At 64.1% G+C, this 14,991-nt stretch carries 22 protein-coding genes; 10 read left to right on the top strand and 12 right to left on the bottom strand.

Annotation, left to right across the window (positions count from 1 at the left end; genetic code table 11):
- Window positions 1-84 precede the first annotated feature (84 nt).
- The 4 genes from BMX99_RS02125 to BMX99_RS02110 all read left to right on the top strand — a co-directional run bounded on the left by BMX99_RS02125 (window position 85) and on the right by BMX99_RS02110 (window position 2,758).
- The gene (locus BMX99_RS02125; RefSeq protein WP_093446596.1) at window positions 85-408 is read left to right on the top strand and encodes a BufA1 family periplasmic bufferin-type metallophore; all 324 of its coding nucleotides are present in this window, start codon (window positions 85-87) and stop codon (window positions 406-408) included.
- 107 nt (window positions 409-515) lie between these two features.
- Window positions 516-1,373 (top strand): MNIO family bufferin maturase, encoded by an 858-nt coding sequence (gene bufB / locus BMX99_RS02120; RefSeq protein ID WP_093446593.1) that lies wholly within the window; start codon window positions 516-518, stop codon window positions 1,371-1,373.
- A complete protein-coding gene (locus tag BMX99_RS02115) occupies window positions 1,370-2,161 on the top strand; it encodes an HvfC/BufC N-terminal domain-containing protein (RefSeq protein ID WP_093446591.1) in 792 nt (263 codons plus the stop codon). The genes bufB and BMX99_RS02115 overlap by 4 nt, the downstream gene beginning before the upstream one ends.
- Before the next feature lie 33 nt (window positions 2,162-2,194).
- Window positions 2,195-2,758 carry a DoxX family protein gene (locus tag BMX99_RS02110; protein ID WP_093446588.1) on the top strand — a complete coding sequence of 188 codons (564 nt, stop codon included), beginning with the start codon at window positions 2,195-2,197 and terminating at the stop codon, window positions 2,756-2,758.
- Here BMX99_RS02110 and BMX99_RS02105 read toward each other — a convergent pair.
- Both BMX99_RS02105 and BMX99_RS02100 read right to left on the bottom strand, forming a co-directional pair.
- On the bottom strand, window positions 2,709-3,077 hold the full coding sequence (locus BMX99_RS02105) for a hypothetical protein (RefSeq protein ID WP_093446585.1): 369 nt from the start codon (window positions 3,075-3,077) through the stop codon (window positions 2,709-2,711). The genes BMX99_RS02110 and BMX99_RS02105 overlap by 50 nt on opposite strands.
- 4 nt (window positions 3,078-3,081) lie before the next feature.
- Window positions 3,082-3,396, bottom strand: coding sequence for an arsenate reductase family protein (locus BMX99_RS02100; protein WP_093446582.1), 315 nt, complete (start codon window positions 3,394-3,396; stop codon window positions 3,082-3,084).
- Between the two features lie 215 nt (window positions 3,397-3,611).
- Here BMX99_RS02100 and BMX99_RS02095 point away from each other — a divergent pair, with 215 nt between their 5' ends.
- Entirely contained in the window at window positions 3,612-3,818 is a 207-nt protein-coding gene (locus BMX99_RS02095) for a cold-shock protein (protein ID WP_093446579.1), read from the top strand.
- A gap of 35 nt (window positions 3,819-3,853) precedes the next feature.
- Here the strand turns inward: BMX99_RS02095 and BMX99_RS02090 are convergent, their stop codons facing one another.
- The 7 genes from BMX99_RS02090 to BMX99_RS02060 form a co-directional block, all read right to left on the bottom strand.
- Window positions 3,854-4,150, bottom strand: a complete 297-nt coding sequence (locus BMX99_RS02090) for a hypothetical protein (protein WP_244525610.1) — start codon at window positions 4,148-4,150, stop codon at window positions 3,854-3,856.
- A 178-nt stretch (window positions 4,151-4,328) separates the two neighbouring features.
- Window positions 4,329-4,625 (bottom strand): hypothetical protein, encoded by a 297-nt coding sequence (locus BMX99_RS02085; protein ID WP_093446573.1) that lies wholly within the window; start codon window positions 4,623-4,625, stop codon window positions 4,329-4,331.
- A gap of 104 nt (window positions 4,626-4,729) precedes the next feature.
- Window positions 4,730-5,140 carry a DUF2177 family protein gene (locus tag BMX99_RS02080; RefSeq protein WP_093446570.1) on the bottom strand — a complete coding sequence of 137 codons (411 nt, stop codon included), beginning with the start codon at window positions 5,138-5,140 and terminating at the stop codon, window positions 4,730-4,732.
- A 155-nt stretch (window positions 5,141-5,295) separates the two neighbouring features.
- The gene (locus BMX99_RS02075; protein ID WP_093446567.1) at window positions 5,296-6,294 is read right to left on the bottom strand and encodes an SGNH/GDSL hydrolase family protein; all 999 of its coding nucleotides are present in this window, start codon (window positions 6,292-6,294) and stop codon (window positions 5,296-5,298) included.
- A 321-nt stretch (window positions 6,295-6,615) separates the two neighbouring features.
- Window positions 6,616-7,296, bottom strand: a complete 681-nt coding sequence (locus BMX99_RS19440) for a hypothetical protein (protein ID WP_139199395.1) — start codon at window positions 7,294-7,296, stop codon at window positions 6,616-6,618.
- Between the two features lie 9 nt (window positions 7,297-7,305).
- Window positions 7,306-7,776, bottom strand: coding sequence for a dihydrofolate reductase (locus tag BMX99_RS02065; RefSeq protein ID WP_093446560.1), 471 nt, complete (start codon window positions 7,774-7,776; stop codon window positions 7,306-7,308).
- A 10-nt stretch (window positions 7,777-7,786) separates the two neighbouring features.
- Window positions 7,787-8,578, bottom strand: coding sequence for a thymidylate synthase (locus tag BMX99_RS02060; RefSeq protein ID WP_093446557.1), 792 nt, complete (start codon window positions 8,576-8,578; stop codon window positions 7,787-7,789).
- Window positions 8,579-8,860: 282 nt separating this feature from the next.
- Here BMX99_RS02060 and BMX99_RS02055 point away from each other — a divergent pair, with 282 nt between their 5' ends.
- The 3 genes from BMX99_RS02055 to BMX99_RS02045 are packed head-to-tail and all read left to right on the top strand — an operon-like array spanning window position 8,861 to window position 10,699.
- Window positions 8,861-9,286 (top strand): VOC family protein, encoded by a 426-nt coding sequence (locus BMX99_RS02055; RefSeq protein WP_093446554.1) that lies wholly within the window; start codon window positions 8,861-8,863, stop codon window positions 9,284-9,286.
- 13 nt (window positions 9,287-9,299) lie between these two features.
- Window positions 9,300-10,010 (top strand): DUF1194 domain-containing protein, encoded by a 711-nt coding sequence (locus BMX99_RS02050; RefSeq protein WP_093446551.1) that lies wholly within the window; start codon window positions 9,300-9,302, stop codon window positions 10,008-10,010.
- Complete coding sequence (locus tag BMX99_RS02045) at window positions 9,995-10,699, top strand: DUF1194 domain-containing protein (RefSeq protein WP_093446548.1); 705 nt, start codon at window positions 9,995-9,997, stop codon at window positions 10,697-10,699. Before BMX99_RS02050 ends, BMX99_RS02045 begins: the two co-directional genes overlap by 16 nt.
- An 800-nt stretch (window positions 10,700-11,499) precedes the next feature.
- On the opposite strand, the gene BMX99_RS02040 is transcribed toward BMX99_RS02045, so the two are convergent.
- From BMX99_RS02040 to BMX99_RS02030, 3 genes are all read right to left on the bottom strand, one after another.
- On the bottom strand, window positions 11,500-12,000 hold the full coding sequence (locus tag BMX99_RS02040) for a MarR family winged helix-turn-helix transcriptional regulator (RefSeq protein WP_170848801.1): 501 nt from the start codon (window positions 11,998-12,000) through the stop codon (window positions 11,500-11,502).
- Between the two features lie 157 nt (window positions 12,001-12,157).
- Entirely contained in the window at window positions 12,158-12,442 is a 285-nt protein-coding gene (locus BMX99_RS02035; protein WP_093446544.1) for an FAD assembly factor SdhE, read from the bottom strand.
- A 3-nt stretch (window positions 12,443-12,445) separates the two neighbouring features.
- A complete protein-coding gene (locus BMX99_RS02030) occupies window positions 12,446-12,844 on the bottom strand; it encodes a helix-turn-helix domain-containing protein (protein ID WP_093448388.1) in 399 nt (132 codons plus the stop codon).
- Window positions 12,845-12,929: 85 nt separating this feature from the next.
- Between BMX99_RS02030 and BMX99_RS02025 the strand changes: the two genes are divergently transcribed.
- Window positions 12,930-14,132 carry a pyridoxal phosphate-dependent aminotransferase gene (locus BMX99_RS02025; protein WP_093446541.1) on the top strand — a complete coding sequence of 401 codons (1,203 nt, stop codon included), beginning with the start codon at window positions 12,930-12,932 and terminating at the stop codon, window positions 14,130-14,132.
- Window positions 14,133-14,569: 437 nt separating this feature from the next.
- Window positions 14,570-14,983: a hypothetical protein gene (locus BMX99_RS02020; protein WP_093446538.1), complete on the top strand. Its 414-nt coding sequence runs from the start codon at window positions 14,570-14,572 to the stop codon at window positions 14,981-14,983.
- Window positions 14,984-14,991: the final 8 nt, after the last annotated feature.

Genomic DNA, 14,991 nt, shown 5'->3' with positions numbered 1-14,991 from the left:
TCCCCGCCGCGAAAGGGAAGGCACGGACGCCAATTCAGGTGCCGCAACCATACCGCCGATCCGGCGACCCAAGGAGGGAAACTCATGAAGTCCAACAAAGCCATCGCGCTGACCGCATTTGCCGCTGCTCTGACCACCACCGCCGCGACCCTGCCCGCGCATGCCGCCGACAACGTCAAATGCTTTGGCGTGTCGATGGCCGGCAAGAACGACTGCGCCGCGGGCCCGGGCACGACCTGCGCCGGCACGTCCAAGGTCGACTACCAGGGCAACGCCTGGACCCTGGTTCAGGACGGCACCTGCGAAAGCGCGACCCCGGTTCTGGCCGACGGCACCAAGGTGATGCTGCCCGAAGGCAAGATGGGCAGCCTGTCCGCGCTGGAGCGTGACCTGCCGATGGAAAGCTGATCGGCCGATCCAACCGCGATCCAACCCCGGGCCAGGGCGGGACATCCCCGCCCTGATGCCCAACCCTTACGCCCGACCCTATCGGTCTGATCCAAGCGGAGGCCCCAATGCCCGGTTCCCCCACCCTGCCCGCCGGTCCCGGTGTCGGCTACAAACCCCAGCATTACAACGCGATCCTGACGGATCCCGCGCCTGTCACCTGGCTTGAGATCCACGCCGAGAACTACATGGGCGACGGCGGCCGCCCGCTGGCCCAGCTGCGTCACCTGGCCGAGCGTTTTCCGATTTCTGTGCATGGCGTCGGCCTGTCGATCGGTGGCGAGGGCCGCCTTGATCCCGACCACCTGGCGCGGCTGAAACACCTGTGCGACTGGCTGCAACCGGCCAGTTTTTCCGAACACCTGGCCTGGTCGACCCATGACGGGGCCTTTCTGAACGACCTGCTGCCCCTGCCCTATACCGCCGCCACGCTGACCCGCGTCGCCGATCACATCGACGAACTGCAAGAGGCCCTTGGCCGGCGGATGCTGCTGGAAAACCCCTCGTCCTACCTGGCCTTCGCGGAAAGCGAGATGAGCGAGACGGATTTTCTGCGCGCCGTCGCGGACCGCACCGGCTGTGGCCTGTTGCTGGATGTGAACAACGTCTTCGTCTCGGCCACGAACCTTGGCCTGGATGCGCGCGCCTATGTCGCCGATTTCCCCATCGAGAAGGTAGGCGAACTGCACCTGGGCGGCCATGACGAAGACCACGACGACCACGGCGCGCCGCTGTTGATCGACAGCCACGGGCGCGCGGTCGCGGATCCGGTCTGGGCGCTTCTGGACGTGGTACTGGACCGCCTCGGCCCCGCGCCCTTGCTGATCGAATGGGACACGGATGTGCCCGACTGGCCCGTGCTGGCGGCCGAGGCCGCACGCGGCCAGGCGGCGCTGACCCGGGCTGGCGAAAGGGCGGCGGCATGATCGCCCCGGCCCCGCCAACCGATCAGGCGCATCTGCGCGCCGCGATCCTGGATCCTGCCCAGCCGGTGCCACAGGGCCTGCAGGACGGGGCCGGACGCCCAGCCGGGCGGCGCTTTTCCGTCTATCGCAACAATGTCGCCGTCAGCCTGACCGAGGCGCTGATCGACGGCTTTCCCGCCTGTTACCGCCTGCTGGGGGACGAGACCTTCCGCGGCATGGCCGGGGCCTACCTTCGGGTGCATCCCCCCGCCTCGCCTTTGATGATGCATTTCGGGCAGGCCCTGCCCGCCTTCCTGGACGCCGCGCCCCAGCTGGCCCGGATGCGCTGGATGGGGGATCTGGCGCGGCTGGAACTGGCCCTACGCAGTGCCTATCACGCCGCCGACGGCGCGCCGCTGCCCCATGCGACGCTGGCCGCCATCCCGCCCGAAGCCCTTCCCGATCAGCGCTTCGGCCTGGTGCCTGCCCTGCGCGTGCTGCGGTCGGACTGGCCCGTGCTGTCGATCCACGTGAAAGCGCTGGATCCGACCGCCCCCACGGCCCAGCCAGGGGCCGAGGACGTGCTGATCACCCGCACGGATTACGACCCGCAGGCGCATCTGCTGGCCCCGGGCGACGTGGCGTTCCTGGCCGCCCTGCGCGCCGGGGATACCTTGGCCACGGCGATCGCCGCAGGTGCCGCCGTCAACACCGATCACGACCCCGCCGCGATCCTGACACTGCTGATGCAGACCGCTTCTCTCACTGCCTCTCTCACTGCGGCCGAGCCCGCCGTGCAAACCAACTGATCCCCCAAGCACACCCCCAGACAGGAGCCCGAGATGACTGACCCGACCGCCCCCCTCGCCCGCCTCACCCCGCTGCTGCCCCTGCTGGCGCGCTTTACCTTTGCGGCGGTGCTTCTGCCCTATTTCTGGGCCTCGGCCGTCACCAAGTTGGGATCGGGGATCTTCGGGCTTCTTTCGCCTTCTGTCGGGGCCTATGCGCAGATCTTCCCCCGCGCGATGGAGGCGGCGGGCTATGACCCGTCGAACCTTGGCGTCTTTCACTGGGCCGTGGTCGTGGCCGGAATGTGGGCCGAATTCATCCTTCCGGCCCTTGTGGTGTTGGGCCTGCTGACCCGGCTGTCGGCGCTTGGCATGATCGGGTTCATCGTGGTGCAAAGCCTGACCGACCTGTTCGGGCACGGCGGGATCGACCACGCAGGCACCCTGGGGGCCTGGTTCGATAAGGCCCCCGACGCGCTGATCCTGGATCAGCGGGCATTCTGGATCACCACGCTTGCCACGCTGGTGGTGCTGGGCGGCGGGGTGCTGTCTGCCGACCGGCTGCTGTTCAGAAATGCGCCTTCGGCTCATCCGGCCGACCTGCAGCCAGCGCGATGATCCCCGCCACGGCGCAGAAGGTCATCGGGAAAAGCGTAAAGAACCCAAGGCCAAAGCCCAGGTACATCCCCGCGACCGAGGCCAGCAGAAGCAGCCCGCCCCAAAGCGCGCGCACCTTGACCATGCCCGCGCCGGCCAGCGCCAGGATCGGCGCGATGACGGATGCTGCGCGGATCGCTTCCAGCCGGGTGACCTGTTCGAACAGGCCCTCGACCTCGCCGAAGGTTTCCACCGCGCTGGTGTAGCCATAGCTGGCCAGCCCGACGAGAAGCCCCATCAGCCCGCCGATCAGACCCAGGATCAAGGCCGCGTTGCGCATCGCCTTAAACCCCCAGCTCGGCCTGGGTGGCCTTGGTCCAGCCCAGCACCATGCGGTCACCATCCAGGATCAGCGGCCGTTTCATCAGGGCCGGATGGTCGGCCAGCAGGCTGCGGGGGTCCTGCGCGCGCGTGGCCTCGTCCAGCCCCCGCCAGGTGGTCGAGCGTCGGTTCACCAGCGCCTCGCCAAAGGTCGCCAGCGCCGCATCAAGAATCGCCGCATCCATGGGCTGATCCCGGACATCGACAAACTCGGCCCCCGGCAGGGCCTTGCGGGCAGCGCGACAGGTGTCGCAGTTTTTCAGGCCAAAGATCTGCATGGGTTCCCCTTCGTTAGGCGTTTCCCCACAGATAGGTAACAAATCGTTCAGATTCACCCCGGTTTTGCTTGCTTTTTACATCCGCACCCCATTCTCCTTAAGTATAGTATCTGCAGGTCCACCTTTGACTGCCGGTCAGCGCGGGCGGTGAGGGCGGCCCTTCGGGTGCGAAGACCCGCAATTCCGCGGGAAGACTGACTTGGAAGGAGAGCGGCATGCCTGTGGGCACCGTAAAATGGTTCAATACCACCAAGGGCTATGGTTTCATCGAGCCCGAAGAAGGCGGCAAGGACGTCTTCGTGCATATCTCAGCAGTCGAGCGTTCGGGTCTGACCGGCCTCGCCGACAATCAGAAGGTCGGGTACGAGCTTCAGGATGGGCGTGACGGCCGACAGATGGCGTCGGACCTCAAACTGCTGTAATTTCAGCGATTAAATTCAGCCATAGGTCCGGCGGGTCACGCCGGATCCCTTTTTGCGGTCTCCATCCAGGCCTCACCCATGGCCACGATGCAGCTTTGGCCGCTGGCATAGGTGATGACCATGGTCCAGTCACCGGCCTGGTCGGTCCAGACCTCGACCACCTGTTCGGGGCCGCGCAATCCCATGGCCTGGCGTTCGCTCATCAGGGCCTGGCTCAGCTTCTTTGTCATACGTTCCGTCGGTTCGCAGATCACATCCGCGATCGGATTGGCCGTGGCCGTCTGGGCCATGGACAGGATGAGGGAACTGGCGACAAGGAAGGTGCGGATCAAGATGATGGGCCTCGCTGTTGCGTGACCACAATCGTAACAGTTTTATGACATCCGGGCGAGAAGATTTCGCGCCGCGGGTCATCAGCCTGGGGCCGATCCGTCCCGCCCCCCCGAAAACGACACAGGGCGCGCCCGCTGGCACGCCCCGATCAATGTCCCAGGGTTTGAAACCCCGGTATCAGTAGCCCTGCGGCGATTTCGACCCGTCCCAGTTATCGGGCGATTTGGACCCATAGCTGTGCCCATAGGACCGGGTGGTCGCGGGATGCGCCATGTATTGCGAATAGGTGCCCTTCTGGTTCGGCACGCCACAGCAGATGACGCCGCCCATCTGGATCGGCTGAAGCCCCTGCGGGCAGTAGTTCGCCTTGGCCGGATAGGCAAAGGTCTTGGCGTCCATCGCGGCGGCCGATCCCGCCAGGACCATCAGCCCCAGACCCAGTCCAAGGCCTGCGCTTACACTCAGCTTCTTCATCTCTCTGCCCTCGCCTTTACGCCCGGTTCATCCGATATCCGCCCCATTCCGGGGCCGTTCGCGGGCAGAGTAGCATCCGGGCCCGGAAACGCAAAAGCAAATGGTCACGCCGGGTTACGGAAGATGGCCTGCGTGATCAGAACACCCAGGGCCGCCGCCCCGCCGGTCAGCAGCGTGCCCCAGATCAGGTCGACCGCGACCATCTTCGGGGCCCATGCCTTCAGCGTGGCGTAATTGGTGAACTCATAGGTGCCATAGGCCATGGCCCCGATCAGCGCCCCGTTCATCAGTGCCCCCCAGGCCGACCCGTCGCGATAGGCCGGCCAGGACACGAACCAGACCACCCCCGCCACGTAGAACAGATAGAAGACCGCCGCCGGGGCCAGCCTGAGGTCATCAAGCAGAAGATCAGCGATCCGCGTCTCGAACAGCGGGCGCATGACGTTTTTCAGCATGATCGCATCGAGGCCCAGGAAGATTAGGGCGGTGGAGAGGTAAAGGGTGACGAGTTGCATGAAAGGGCTTTCGCGTTGTTTGCCCTTGTTACGCGAAACCGCGGTGCCTGGATCGGTTTTTCTTTGGCATCCGGGCCCCGTGCACAGGCTTTGCCGCCCTTGCGCGGATGTGCCCCGCCGCCGGATCTGGCAGCGGGGCGGAGTTCAAATATGGATCAGGCCGCGCGACGCCGCAGCCCAAGCGCCCCGACACCGGCCAGCAGCAGCAGGCCCGAGGCCGGCAGCGGCACCGCCGGAAGACCGGCCTGGACGGTGGCCGAGACCTCGGCCGCCCATTCCAGGTGCACCGGCGCGGTCGGATGCACCCCGTCGACGGTCGAATAGGCATCGGCCAGACGCAGATCAACGATCGGCATGCCGTTCTGGTCGAACCCCGTCACCGCACAGTTCGGAAAGCTGAACGAGGTCAGAGACTCCGTACAGGCCCCCGTGTTGGTGATGCCATAGGCCCCGGGGTCCGCCGCGATCCGGGCCGAGGCCGCGTCAAGGTCGGGCACGAAGATCGTGAACCCCTGGCTGCGCAGATCCGCGACCTGCCCCATCAGGTAGCTGTTGTAGGTCTGCCGCCAGGCCCCGAACACCGGATCCGCCGCGCCGGGCGTCAGCGGGATGATGAAACTGTCGAACGGACCAAGGGCCGCCAGCCGGTGCACCGCATTGACAACGTAATCCACCGTCGCGGTCACGTCATAGGCCGCGTTCGGGATCGGATTGCCCCCCGCGTCCAGCGTATAGGCGTTCTGGAAAATGTCGTTCGACCCCATCAGGATCGAGACCAGCGGATCATCCCCCACGGAAGCCAGGGGCACGGTCGCCTGGAAGACGTCGATCTGGCTATCGAGATTGGCAAACAGGTTCACCGGATTGGCCGGATCCCCACCATAAGGCTGGTTGGTGTTCACCGGACCAGCCGTCGCCCCTCCCAGGGCAAAGTTGCCGCTGACCGCGAAATCCTTGGCGATATGTTCGGCATAGGTCAGCCCGTTGGTAAAGCGCCCCTCGAAACTGGGCGGAGCCAGCGCCTGCAGCTTGCCGTCATCGGTCAGGCTATCCCCGAAGGCAAAATAACTGGAAAAGGCCGAGCTGAGCGGACTGGCCGCCACAGGCATGGCAATGGTCGTGGCCAAGGCGGCCACCGTCGCGATGTTTTTCATGTGTTTCCTCCCTAGGTATGCCCACGCTAGGAAGTAGGGCTGAGTCCAGCAAGGCCAATTAGAGGGTTGGGTATGGAGGTTTTCCCGTGACGTTGCGGCACTTTTTTGGGGCTGGTTTGGCGGGGTTGGGGGGGGGTGTCAGCGTCGAAGGAAGAAGGACCCGTGTGCCCTTTGGTCGGCGCTCAGCGGTGATTGAGGTGGCAAATTCTCGTCAATAGCATTTTGTTTGGTCTGCGCGGCTTGCGGCCTCCCCGGAACAGGCGCGGCCCGGCGTTAGTCTCCCCGGGCAATAAGTAGAATGCTAAATACCGCGAGACACGCTTAATCTCTGTCGAAAAACTCTTCGTCAAAAATCTCTTGGTAAGAATTTATAATGAAAGCAGTCGCAGTCTCGCCAATGAAGACCTCTCTGCTACGCTCGTCTGACTTCGGAATTTTGGGAGCGCGAATAACATCACCATGGTTGGAAGGCACGTCGTCAAACCTCAAGCCAGCACGCTCTATATCTATGGGGACATTACCTCTCACAGCCAAATAGGGCTTCCCGTTTGCTTGGCCCGACACCATGTCCGTCGGCATACCATTAAATATACAATTGGAGACAATGACTGTAGCTCCGGAATTAAAACTAAGAGCCCCGCCGCCGACATTTATGCGCTCAGCGTCGTAATTTGCATATTTCCTGTACTGATGATCTTCTGCATGTTCGGCTGCGTTCCTCGAATGGAACACATAATTCAGAACAGCGCAGTTCTTTCTCTTGTTTTCAACCCTGTAACCTCGCCCCCGCTCTCTCTTGGATGGATGCTTCTTTCCAGCGCTAACGATAGCATCGTATGCGTTCTTGAAATGGCGAAGCAATGCAGCCCAATGATAGGTGGTTTCTTTGGGTGCAGTCGCATTGCGCAATCCGTCGACAGCATTCTGTAACATAGAAATTTCTGAATGAGCGTGTCGCTTAGCCCTTTGGAAATTTTCTTCGTCTTCTGAGTATTTTGGCATCTTCTCTACTCACCTCACCAACTCCCGCACCACATACCCCAACTCACCTTCGCCGACCTGCCGCGACATCTCGCGCCAGTCGCCCTCATCCACCGTAGGGAACCAGGTATCCGCCCCTTCGACGGCGCAATCGACCTCGGTCAGCAAGAGCCGGTCGGCCAGGGGCAACATCTCGCGGTAGATGCCTGCGCCGCCGATGCCGTAGATGCGGAAATGGCCCTCGGACCGGGCCAGGGCGATGGCGTCCTGAACCGATCCCACCACGTGGTCGGACAGCGAGTGATCCCTGGAAACGACGATATTCAAACGGTTTTTCAACGGCTTGAACGGCAGGCTCTCCCAGGTGGCGCGGCCCATGATCACCGCTCCGCCGGTGGTTTCGCGCTGGAACATCTTCAGATCGCCCGGCAGGTGCCAGGGGATGTCTCCGTCCCGGCCGATGGCGCCGTTGCGGTCGCGGGCGACGATAAGCGTGATCATCGGCGCGCCCTCAGACTGCGACGTGGGCCTTGATGGCCGCGTCGGGGGTGTAATTCAGGAATTCGAAATCCTCGAACCGGAAATCGAAGATCGAGCCGACGTCGCGGGTCAGGCGCAGCTGCGGCAGCGCATGGGGCGTGCGGGACAGCTGCAGCTTCACCTGCTCCATATGGTTGGAATAGATGTGGGCGTCGCCGATGGAATGCACGAAATCGCCGGGCTCATACCCCGTGACATGGGCCAGCATGACCAGAAGCAGCGCGTAAGAGGCGATGTTGAAGGGCACGCCCAGGAACATGTCGGCCGAGCGCTGGTACAGTTGCAGGTGCAGCTTCCCGCCCGAGATCCGCACCTGCCACAGGGTGTGACAGGGGGGCAGCGCCATCTCGTCGACCTCGGCCGGGTTCCAGGCCGACACGATCAGGCGGCGCGAGTCGGGGGACTTGCGGATCATCTGAACCAGTTTCTCGATCTGGTCGATCTGCCCCTGCGGCGTCGGCCAGGCCCGCCATTGCGACCCGTAAACCGGGCCCAGATCGCCGTTTTCGTCCGCCCATTCGTCCCAGATCGAAACGCCGTTGTCCTTGAGATACTTGATGTTCGTATCCCCGGCGAGGAACCACAGCAGTTCGTGCACGATGGATTTCAGGTGCAGCTTCTTGGTGGTGACAAGGGGGAAGCCATCCGCCAGGGAATAGCGCTGCTGCATGCCGAAATAGGAAATCGTGCCGGTGCCGGTGCGGTCCGTGGACGGCGTGCCGTGGTCCAGGACGGTTTGCAGGGCATCGTGATACTGGCGCATGGCGGGGTCCTTCTGGCGGGGGCCGGTCGCTGGCCCGGACTGGCCGAACAGGCGGATCCGGGGACAGGGGGTGGCAACAGGGGGCGAGTCTCTGCCCAACATATCTTGCGGGGCGGTTGATTTGAACCGCTATATGCGGTGGCTTTTCCGGGAATCCGTGCCTGCCCCTTGGGGCCGCGCAGCAGGGTGACGCCACGATCTGCCAGGCCGACCCCTGACTTGTTCCTCGACAGGGGCGCGCAGGGGCCTATCCTGAGGGAGACGCGAATGAAAGGAACCGCGATGAAAGTCCGCTATCTCCACACGATGGTCCGGGTGAAGGATCTGGAACGCTCCATGGCCTTCTACGAATTGCTCGGGCTCAAGGAAACCCGGCGCATCGACAATGAAAAGGGCCGGTTCACGCTGGTCTTCATGGCCCCCGAGGGGCAGGAGGACTGCCCGGTCGAACTGACCTACAACTGGGACGGCGATGACGCGCTGCCCTCGGACAGCCGGCATTTCGGCCACCTCGCCTATCGGGTCGAGAATATCTATGAGATGTGCCAGAAGCTGATGGATGCGGGCGTGACGATCAACCGTCCGCCGCGCGACGGGCATATGGCCTTTGTCCGCTCGCCCGACAATATCTCGATCGAGCTGCTGCAAGAGGGCACGCTGGAACCGGCGGAGCCCTGGGCCAGCATGGAAAACACCGGGCACTGGTGATGCAGGGGCTGCGGTGATCCGGGCCCTCGGTCTTCTGACGGGGGCCGCCCTCTGGGCGGGCGGCGCGCTGGCGGAGTGCCGGCTGGCGCTGGTGCTGGCCCTGGATGTCTCGGCCTCGGTGGACGGGGCGGATTACCGGTTGCAGCGTGACGGGCTGGCCGCAGCCCTGGACCAGGACGTGATCCGGACGGCGATCCTTCGGGGCGCACCGGGTCACGTCGCGCTGTACATCTTTGAATGGAGCGGCCGGTACCAGCAGGACGTGATGCTGGACTGGACGGTTCTGGACAGCGACGCCGCCATCGACCGCGCGGTCGCTGCGGTCGCGGGTCACAAGCGGATCTACAAGGAATTCCCGACGGCCATCGGCTATGCCCTGGGCTATGCGGCCGGGCGGCTGGCGGATGGTCCGCGCTGTGATCGCAAGGTGATCGACATTTCTGGCGACGGGGCGAACAACGAAGGGTTCCTGCCCGAAAGCGCCTATGAATATTTCCCCTTTGCCGGGGTCACGGTGAACGGGCTTGTCGTGCAGGGGCGCGAACCCGAGGTGCTGGACTTCTACCTGCGCCATGTGCCGCGCGGACCGGGGTCCTTTGTCGAATACGCCGACGGGTTCGAGGATTTCGAAAACGCCATGTCGCGGAAACTGTTTCGGGAAATCAACGGCATGGTCGTGGGCGACATGGGGGATGCGCGGGGGTCCGCATGGCCGCCTGGCTGAGGGTCACGCTGGTCGTCGTGCTGCTTCTGCCCGGGGTTGCACGGGCACAGTGCCGGCAGGCGCTGTTGCTGGCGCTGGATGTCTCCGGCTCGGTCGATGCGCGGGAATATCGGTTGCAGCTGGACGGGTTGGCGGCGGCGCTGATGGACCCGGCCGTCGTGGGCGCGTTTCAGGCGATGCCCGGTGCGCCGTTGCGGCTGGCGGTGATGGAATGGTCCGGCGCGGGGTTTCAGCGGGTCGTTCTGCCCTGGCAAGAGGTTCAGGGGCGCAGCGATCTGGCCGGGATCGCGGATCATCTGCGCAGGGTGCGGCGCGTACCGGCGGATCCGTCGACCGCCATCGGGTCGGCGCTGCTGCGCGGGGCGCAGTTGCTGGCGGATCAGATGGGCTGCTGGCGGCGGGTCATGGATGTCTCGGGCGACGGCAAAGCCAACACCGGCCCCCTGCCCCAGTCGGTGACGCTGACCCCCGCCGACATCATCGTGAACGGCCTGGTGGTCGGAGAGCCGCAGGACCCCCACGGGCGCAGCCCGGGGATCGGAGAGCTGGTGGCCTATTTCCGCGCCTATGTGATCCGGGGCGACAGCGCCTTTGTCGAGGCCGCGCAGGGGTTCGAGGATTTCGAAGCCGCGATGATCCGCAAGCTATTGCGGGAATTGCAGGTCGTGGCGGTGTCGGAGGTCCGGTAGCGGGGGCTGTGTGGGTGTCCGTGCGGGGGCGGCGCTTGGCGGGCCCCCTGCGCGGCGGATGCGGCATTCGCGTCTCTGGCGGGCGTTTGGTGCGGGATTTGAGGTCTGGAAGAACGCAGGGTCCGGGCCGATGCCTTTCCCCGCGGGGCGGCTTGAAACCGCGAGGCTTCTATACGGCGCGACATGCGGTGCTCTGACAGAAAGACGCGCCCGGTGCTGTGGTCGCGTCCTTGACCCGCAAGAGCCTAGGGGCACCTGCGGTGCATGCCCCCTAGGTCAAAGAGACCGAACTGCAAACATCAAGACGCATCCTCCGTGAGGCAGACATCAAGACAGCGCCCCATGACACTGCCTCGAGGTCGCAGTCCCCTTACTAAGAGGCTCCAAAGTCGAGGGCTCATAAGTCGCAGCCCTCCCAATCGCAGCCCACTAACTAGAAGGCCCCGAAGTCTAGGTCCCAGAAGCCACAACCCCATAAATCGCAGTCCCCCAACCAGGAGGCCCCAAAGTCTAGGCCCCTGAAGCCCCGCCCCCCTAAATCGCGGACCCCAAAATTGATGACCCAAATCGAGGCCCCATAAGTCACAGCCGCCTACCCCCCAAAGCCCGCAAACACGCCAAAGGAAACGGGCCGACATCCTGCGATCCCGGCCCGTCACCTTACACTCACGTAGCCATTGCCCAGGGCAATGACCCCATTTGGATGTGCCTGCACAACCATTTCCCAAGTCCTTTCTGGACAGACACCAACCGAGGGTGAGGCTTCGCACTGGTCCGACCCGCCGCGATGGCGGCCGCCATCAATAGATATAGCGGATCTGGTCGGACCAATAACGTTCGATGCGACGCAGCGAGCCCGTGATCAGGTCGATCCCGCTGACATCAAGAATTTCGCGGCCGCCAAGTTCGCCGGCCTGGCGTTGAAACAGGGCGGCAACGGTGTCGCGGACCTCGCGCCCCTTGGGGGTCAGGCGCACCCGGACCGACCGGCGGTCAATCTCGCACCGCTGATGGTGCATATAGCCCATTTCAACCAATTTTTTCAGATTATAGCTGACGTTGGAGCCCTGGTAGTAGCCGCGCGACTTCAGCTCGCCTGCCGTTACCTCGTTCTCGCCGATGTTGAACAGCAGCAGCGCCTGAACGGCGTTCACTTCCAGAACGCCGGTGCGTTCGAATTCATCCTTGATGACATCCAGAAGAAGCCGGTGCAGCCGTTCCACCAGGGAAAGGGCGTCGAGGTATGAGGCCAGAAAGGCCTGCTCTCCCGCAGGGAGAGGGGTTGGGTCGTGCATGGACATGGGTCGTCTTCCGTTCCGTCGCTTCTGCTCGGGATCAGAGTGACCGCAAAAGCCGAAAAAACCGTTAAGCGGCAGAGGAAAAGCATCCCCGCCGCGAAACCGGCCTTCGGATCCGGTGCGCCCTGCGGATCAACCGCCAGACCGCACCACAGCGTAATTAGACGGGCCGGCGCGACACTGGGTCGTCCTTGGCCGCCGCCGCGATCCGGTCGATCAGCGGGGCAAAGGGGGCGGGGGCCGGAACCTGGCCCGTCACCCATTGGTACAGATCCTGGTCGTTCTCCGACAGGACCTGGTCATACAGATCCAGGTCCTCGTCGCTCAGCGTGTCCAGGTGCGCCTCGGCAAAGCGCATCATCAGGATGTCCATTTCCTTGATCCCGCGCCGCATAGACCGCATCAGCATACGTTTCAGACGGGTCTCGCGCGGTTCGGGTGTCATGGGTCAGACGTCCTCTTTCAGTTTTGCCCGCAGGCGTTTTTCCAGGATGCCCAGGCGGTCGGCCTTGGCGTCAAGATCGGCGCGGAGGTCGCGCAGCTCGGCCAGAAGCGCGGTGATGTCCTGCGGCAGTTCGCCGGCCTCACCGGGGGCCTGTACACCTTCGCCCTGGCCCGTCAAGAGCCAGGGCAGCGACACGCCCAGAAGCCCCGACAGCATCGACAGCCGGTTCGCCCGCGGTTCGGACAGGTCGTTTTCCCAGCCGCGCAGGGTGGCGACCTTCACGCCCAGGCGCTTGGCCAGCTGGCCCTGGGTCATGCCCGCCGCCTCGCGGCCCGCGGCCAGGCGATCGCCGAATGTGGCGCTGTCGGCGTCGTACCAGCCGTTGGTGTTCTCGTCCGTCATCATATCCTCCGCCGATCCCGCTTGAGGGCCGGTTGCTTTGCTTCTATGACAGGGCCGTCCGAAACTCAAACCTCCGGGGGCCCCGATGCCTTTCCTTTCCGACACCCTGTCCCGCGTCAAACCGTCGCCGACCATCGCCGTGACCAACAAGGCCCGAGAGCTGAAGGCCGCAGGCAAGGACGTGATCGGCCTTGGCGCCGGTGAGCCCGATTTTGACACGCCGCAGAACATCAAGGATGCGGCGATTGCGGCAATCAATGAGGGGAAAACGAAATACACCGCCGTGGACGGCACGCCCGAGCTGAAAGAGGCGATCTGCGCCAAGCTCAAGCGCGACAATAACCTGACCTACACCCCCGACCAGGTGACCGTCGGCACCGGCGGCAAGCAGGTTCTGTACAACGCGCTGATGGCGACGCTGAACCCCGGTGACGAGGTTCTGATCCCGGCCCCCTACTGGGTGTCCTACCCCGACATGGTGCTGCTGGCCGGCGGCACGCCGACCTTCGTGGAAGGCGCGCTTGAGACCCAGTTCAAGATCACGCCCGAACAGCTGGATGCGGCGATCACGCCCAAGACCAAGTGGCTGATCTTCAACTCGCCCTCCAACCCGACGGGCGCGGGCTATTCCGCGGATGAACTGAAGGCGCTGACCGACGTGCTGAAGAAGCACCCGCAGGTCTGGATCATGACCGACGACATGTACGAGCACCTGGCCTATGACGATTTCAAGTTCTGCACCCCGGCAGAGATCGAGCCCGAGCTGTATGACCGCACCCTGACCGTCAACGGCGTGTCCAAGGCCTATGCGATGACCGGCTGGCGGATCGGCTATGCGGCAGGTCCCAAGGACCTGATCAAGGCCATCGGCAAGATCCAGTCGCAGTCGACCTCGAACCCCTGTTCTATTTCCCAGGCGGCCGCGGTCGAGGCGCTGAACGGTCCGCAGGACTTCATCGCGTCCAACAACGAGGTGTTCGTGCGTCGCCGGAACCTGGTCTGCGAGATGCTGAACGCCATCGACGGCATCACCTGCCCGGTGCCCGAGGGGGCCTTCTACGTCTATCCCTCGATCGCCGGCCTGATCGGCAAGACGACCCCGGCGGGTGTGAAGATCGAGGACGACGAAACCTTCGCGACGGCGCTTCTGGAAGACAAGGGCGTGGCCGTGGTCTTTGGCGCGGCCTTCGGCCTGAGCCCGAACTTCCGCGTGTCCTATGCGACCTCGGACGAGGCGCTGAAAGATGCCTGCACCCGGATCCAGGAGTTCTGCGCATCGCTGTCGTAAGACAGGTGTGAATTTAGGATTTGACGCGCGGGTCCCTTTGGCCCGCGCGTTTTTGTTTGGGGTGACTGATTGTGGTGCCCAGAACGGTTCGATCCCATGCTCAAGGGCAGCGCCGTCCCGCGGGGGTGAGCAGGCTTCCCGGAAATCGTCCAGTGGACGATTTCGCCTGATCACGGGCGGAGCCCCGGGGGCGCATAGCGCCGCCGTCACGCCAGAGGCGTGCCTGAAGATTTCGGCGCACCTTTGGTGCGACGGGGGCGGGCCCCTTTTAGCGGTTGCATGCAATCGCTTGCCGGGCAACGGGCGCTGCCCGGCGTACCGCCGGGCGGGACCTATGTCCTAGGCCTGGTCGATAGCCCTGATCAACCTCAACCTCGCCGCCTCTTGAGCGCCCCGTTCCCCGGCCTTATGGTCCGCGCGAACAGCAGGAGAGCAGAATGTCCACCGAACTCCCCCCGTATTACTTCCGCGTCCGCGACAACGGGGCCTTTGTCTTCAAGGTGCTGACCGCCGACCGTGCCCGCCGGATCGAGCTGGAACAGATCGCCGTCGCGAACACCCGCAACGGCGAGATCAAGCCCCACGGCGAAAGAGAGCTGACCCCGGAAGAGCTTGAGGCGATCCGCAACTGGATGGCCGACCGGGCCGAGGTTCAGGCCGCCCGCGAGGTGGACGACATCCTGCGCACCGTCGACACGCTGAACCAGACCACCCATTGGGCGCAGTCCAAGGCGGCGGATGACGATCTGGACCTGGTGACCGATCACCTTCTGCTGGCCATGCATGACCTGCGCTCCGTTCTGGTGCGGAAAAAGGCTGACCGCGTGCTGAAGGCGCGCGGTATGGCCTGAGGCGGGAC

This window comes from Pseudooceanicola nitratireducens, assembly GCF_900109195.1.
Taxonomy (GTDB): domain Bacteria; phylum Pseudomonadota; class Alphaproteobacteria; order Rhodobacterales; family Rhodobacteraceae; genus Pseudooceanicola; species Pseudooceanicola nitratireducens.
This window is presented reverse-complemented; position numbering and strand designations above follow the sequence as displayed.

Coding starts and splice junctions, on each gene's coding strand:
- BMX99_RS02105 (WP_093446585.1), bottom strand. CDS start 3,077: ATGCGCAACGCGGCCTTGATCCTGGGTCTGATCGGCGGGCTGATGGGG.
- BMX99_RS02075 (WP_093446567.1), bottom strand. CDS start 6,294: ATGAAAAACATCGCGACGGTGGCCGCCTTGGCCACGACCATTGCCATG.
- BMX99_RS02065 (WP_093446560.1), bottom strand. CDS start 7,776: ATGATCACGCTTATCGTCGCCCGCGACCGCAACGGCGCCATCGGCCGG.
- BMX99_RS02080 (WP_093446570.1), bottom strand. CDS start 5,140: ATGCAACTCGTCACCCTTTACCTCTCCACCGCCCTAATCTTCCTGGGC.
- bufB (WP_093446593.1), top strand. CDS start 516: ATGCCCGGTTCCCCCACCCTGCCCGCCGGTCCCGGTGTCGGCTACAAA.
- BMX99_RS02125 (WP_093446596.1), top strand. CDS start 85: ATGAAGTCCAACAAAGCCATCGCGCTGACCGCATTTGCCGCTGCTCTG.
- BMX99_RS02085 (WP_093446573.1), bottom strand. CDS start 4,625: ATGAAGAAGCTGAGTGTAAGCGCAGGCCTTGGACTGGGTCTGGGGCTG.
- BMX99_RS02060 (WP_093446557.1), bottom strand. CDS start 8,578: ATGCGCCAGTATCACGATGCCCTGCAAACCGTCCTGGACCACGGCACG.
- BMX99_RS02030 (WP_093448388.1), bottom strand. CDS start 12,844: ATGACGGACGAGAACACCAACGGCTGGTACGACGCCGACAGCGCCACA.
- BMX99_RS02045 (WP_093446548.1), top strand. CDS start 9,995: ATGGCCGCCTGGCTGAGGGTCACGCTGGTCGTCGTGCTGCTTCTGCCC.
- BMX99_RS02100 (WP_093446582.1), bottom strand. CDS start 3,396: ATGCAGATCTTTGGCCTGAAAAACTGCGACACCTGTCGCGCTGCCCGC.
- BMX99_RS02095 (WP_093446579.1), top strand. CDS start 3,612: ATGCCTGTGGGCACCGTAAAATGGTTCAATACCACCAAGGGCTATGGT.
- BMX99_RS02035 (WP_093446544.1), bottom strand. CDS start 12,442: ATGACACCCGAACCGCGCGAGACCCGTCTGAAACGTATGCTGATGCGG.
- BMX99_RS02115 (WP_093446591.1), top strand. CDS start 1,370: ATGATCGCCCCGGCCCCGCCAACCGATCAGGCGCATCTGCGCGCCGCG.
- BMX99_RS02040 (WP_170848801.1), bottom strand. CDS start 12,000: ATGTCCATGCACGACCCAACCCCTCTCCCTGCGGGAGAGCAGGCCTTT.
- BMX99_RS02020 (WP_093446538.1), top strand. CDS start 14,570: ATGTCCACCGAACTCCCCCCGTATTACTTCCGCGTCCGCGACAACGGG.
- BMX99_RS19440 (WP_139199395.1), bottom strand. CDS start 7,296: ATGCCAAAATACTCAGAAGACGAAGAAAATTTCCAAAGGGCTAAGCGA.
- BMX99_RS02025 (WP_093446541.1), top strand. CDS start 12,930: ATGCCTTTCCTTTCCGACACCCTGTCCCGCGTCAAACCGTCGCCGACC.
- BMX99_RS02110 (WP_093446588.1), top strand. CDS start 2,195: ATGACTGACCCGACCGCCCCCCTCGCCCGCCTCACCCCGCTGCTGCCC.
- BMX99_RS02055 (WP_093446554.1), top strand. CDS start 8,861: ATGAAAGTCCGCTATCTCCACACGATGGTCCGGGTGAAGGATCTGGAA.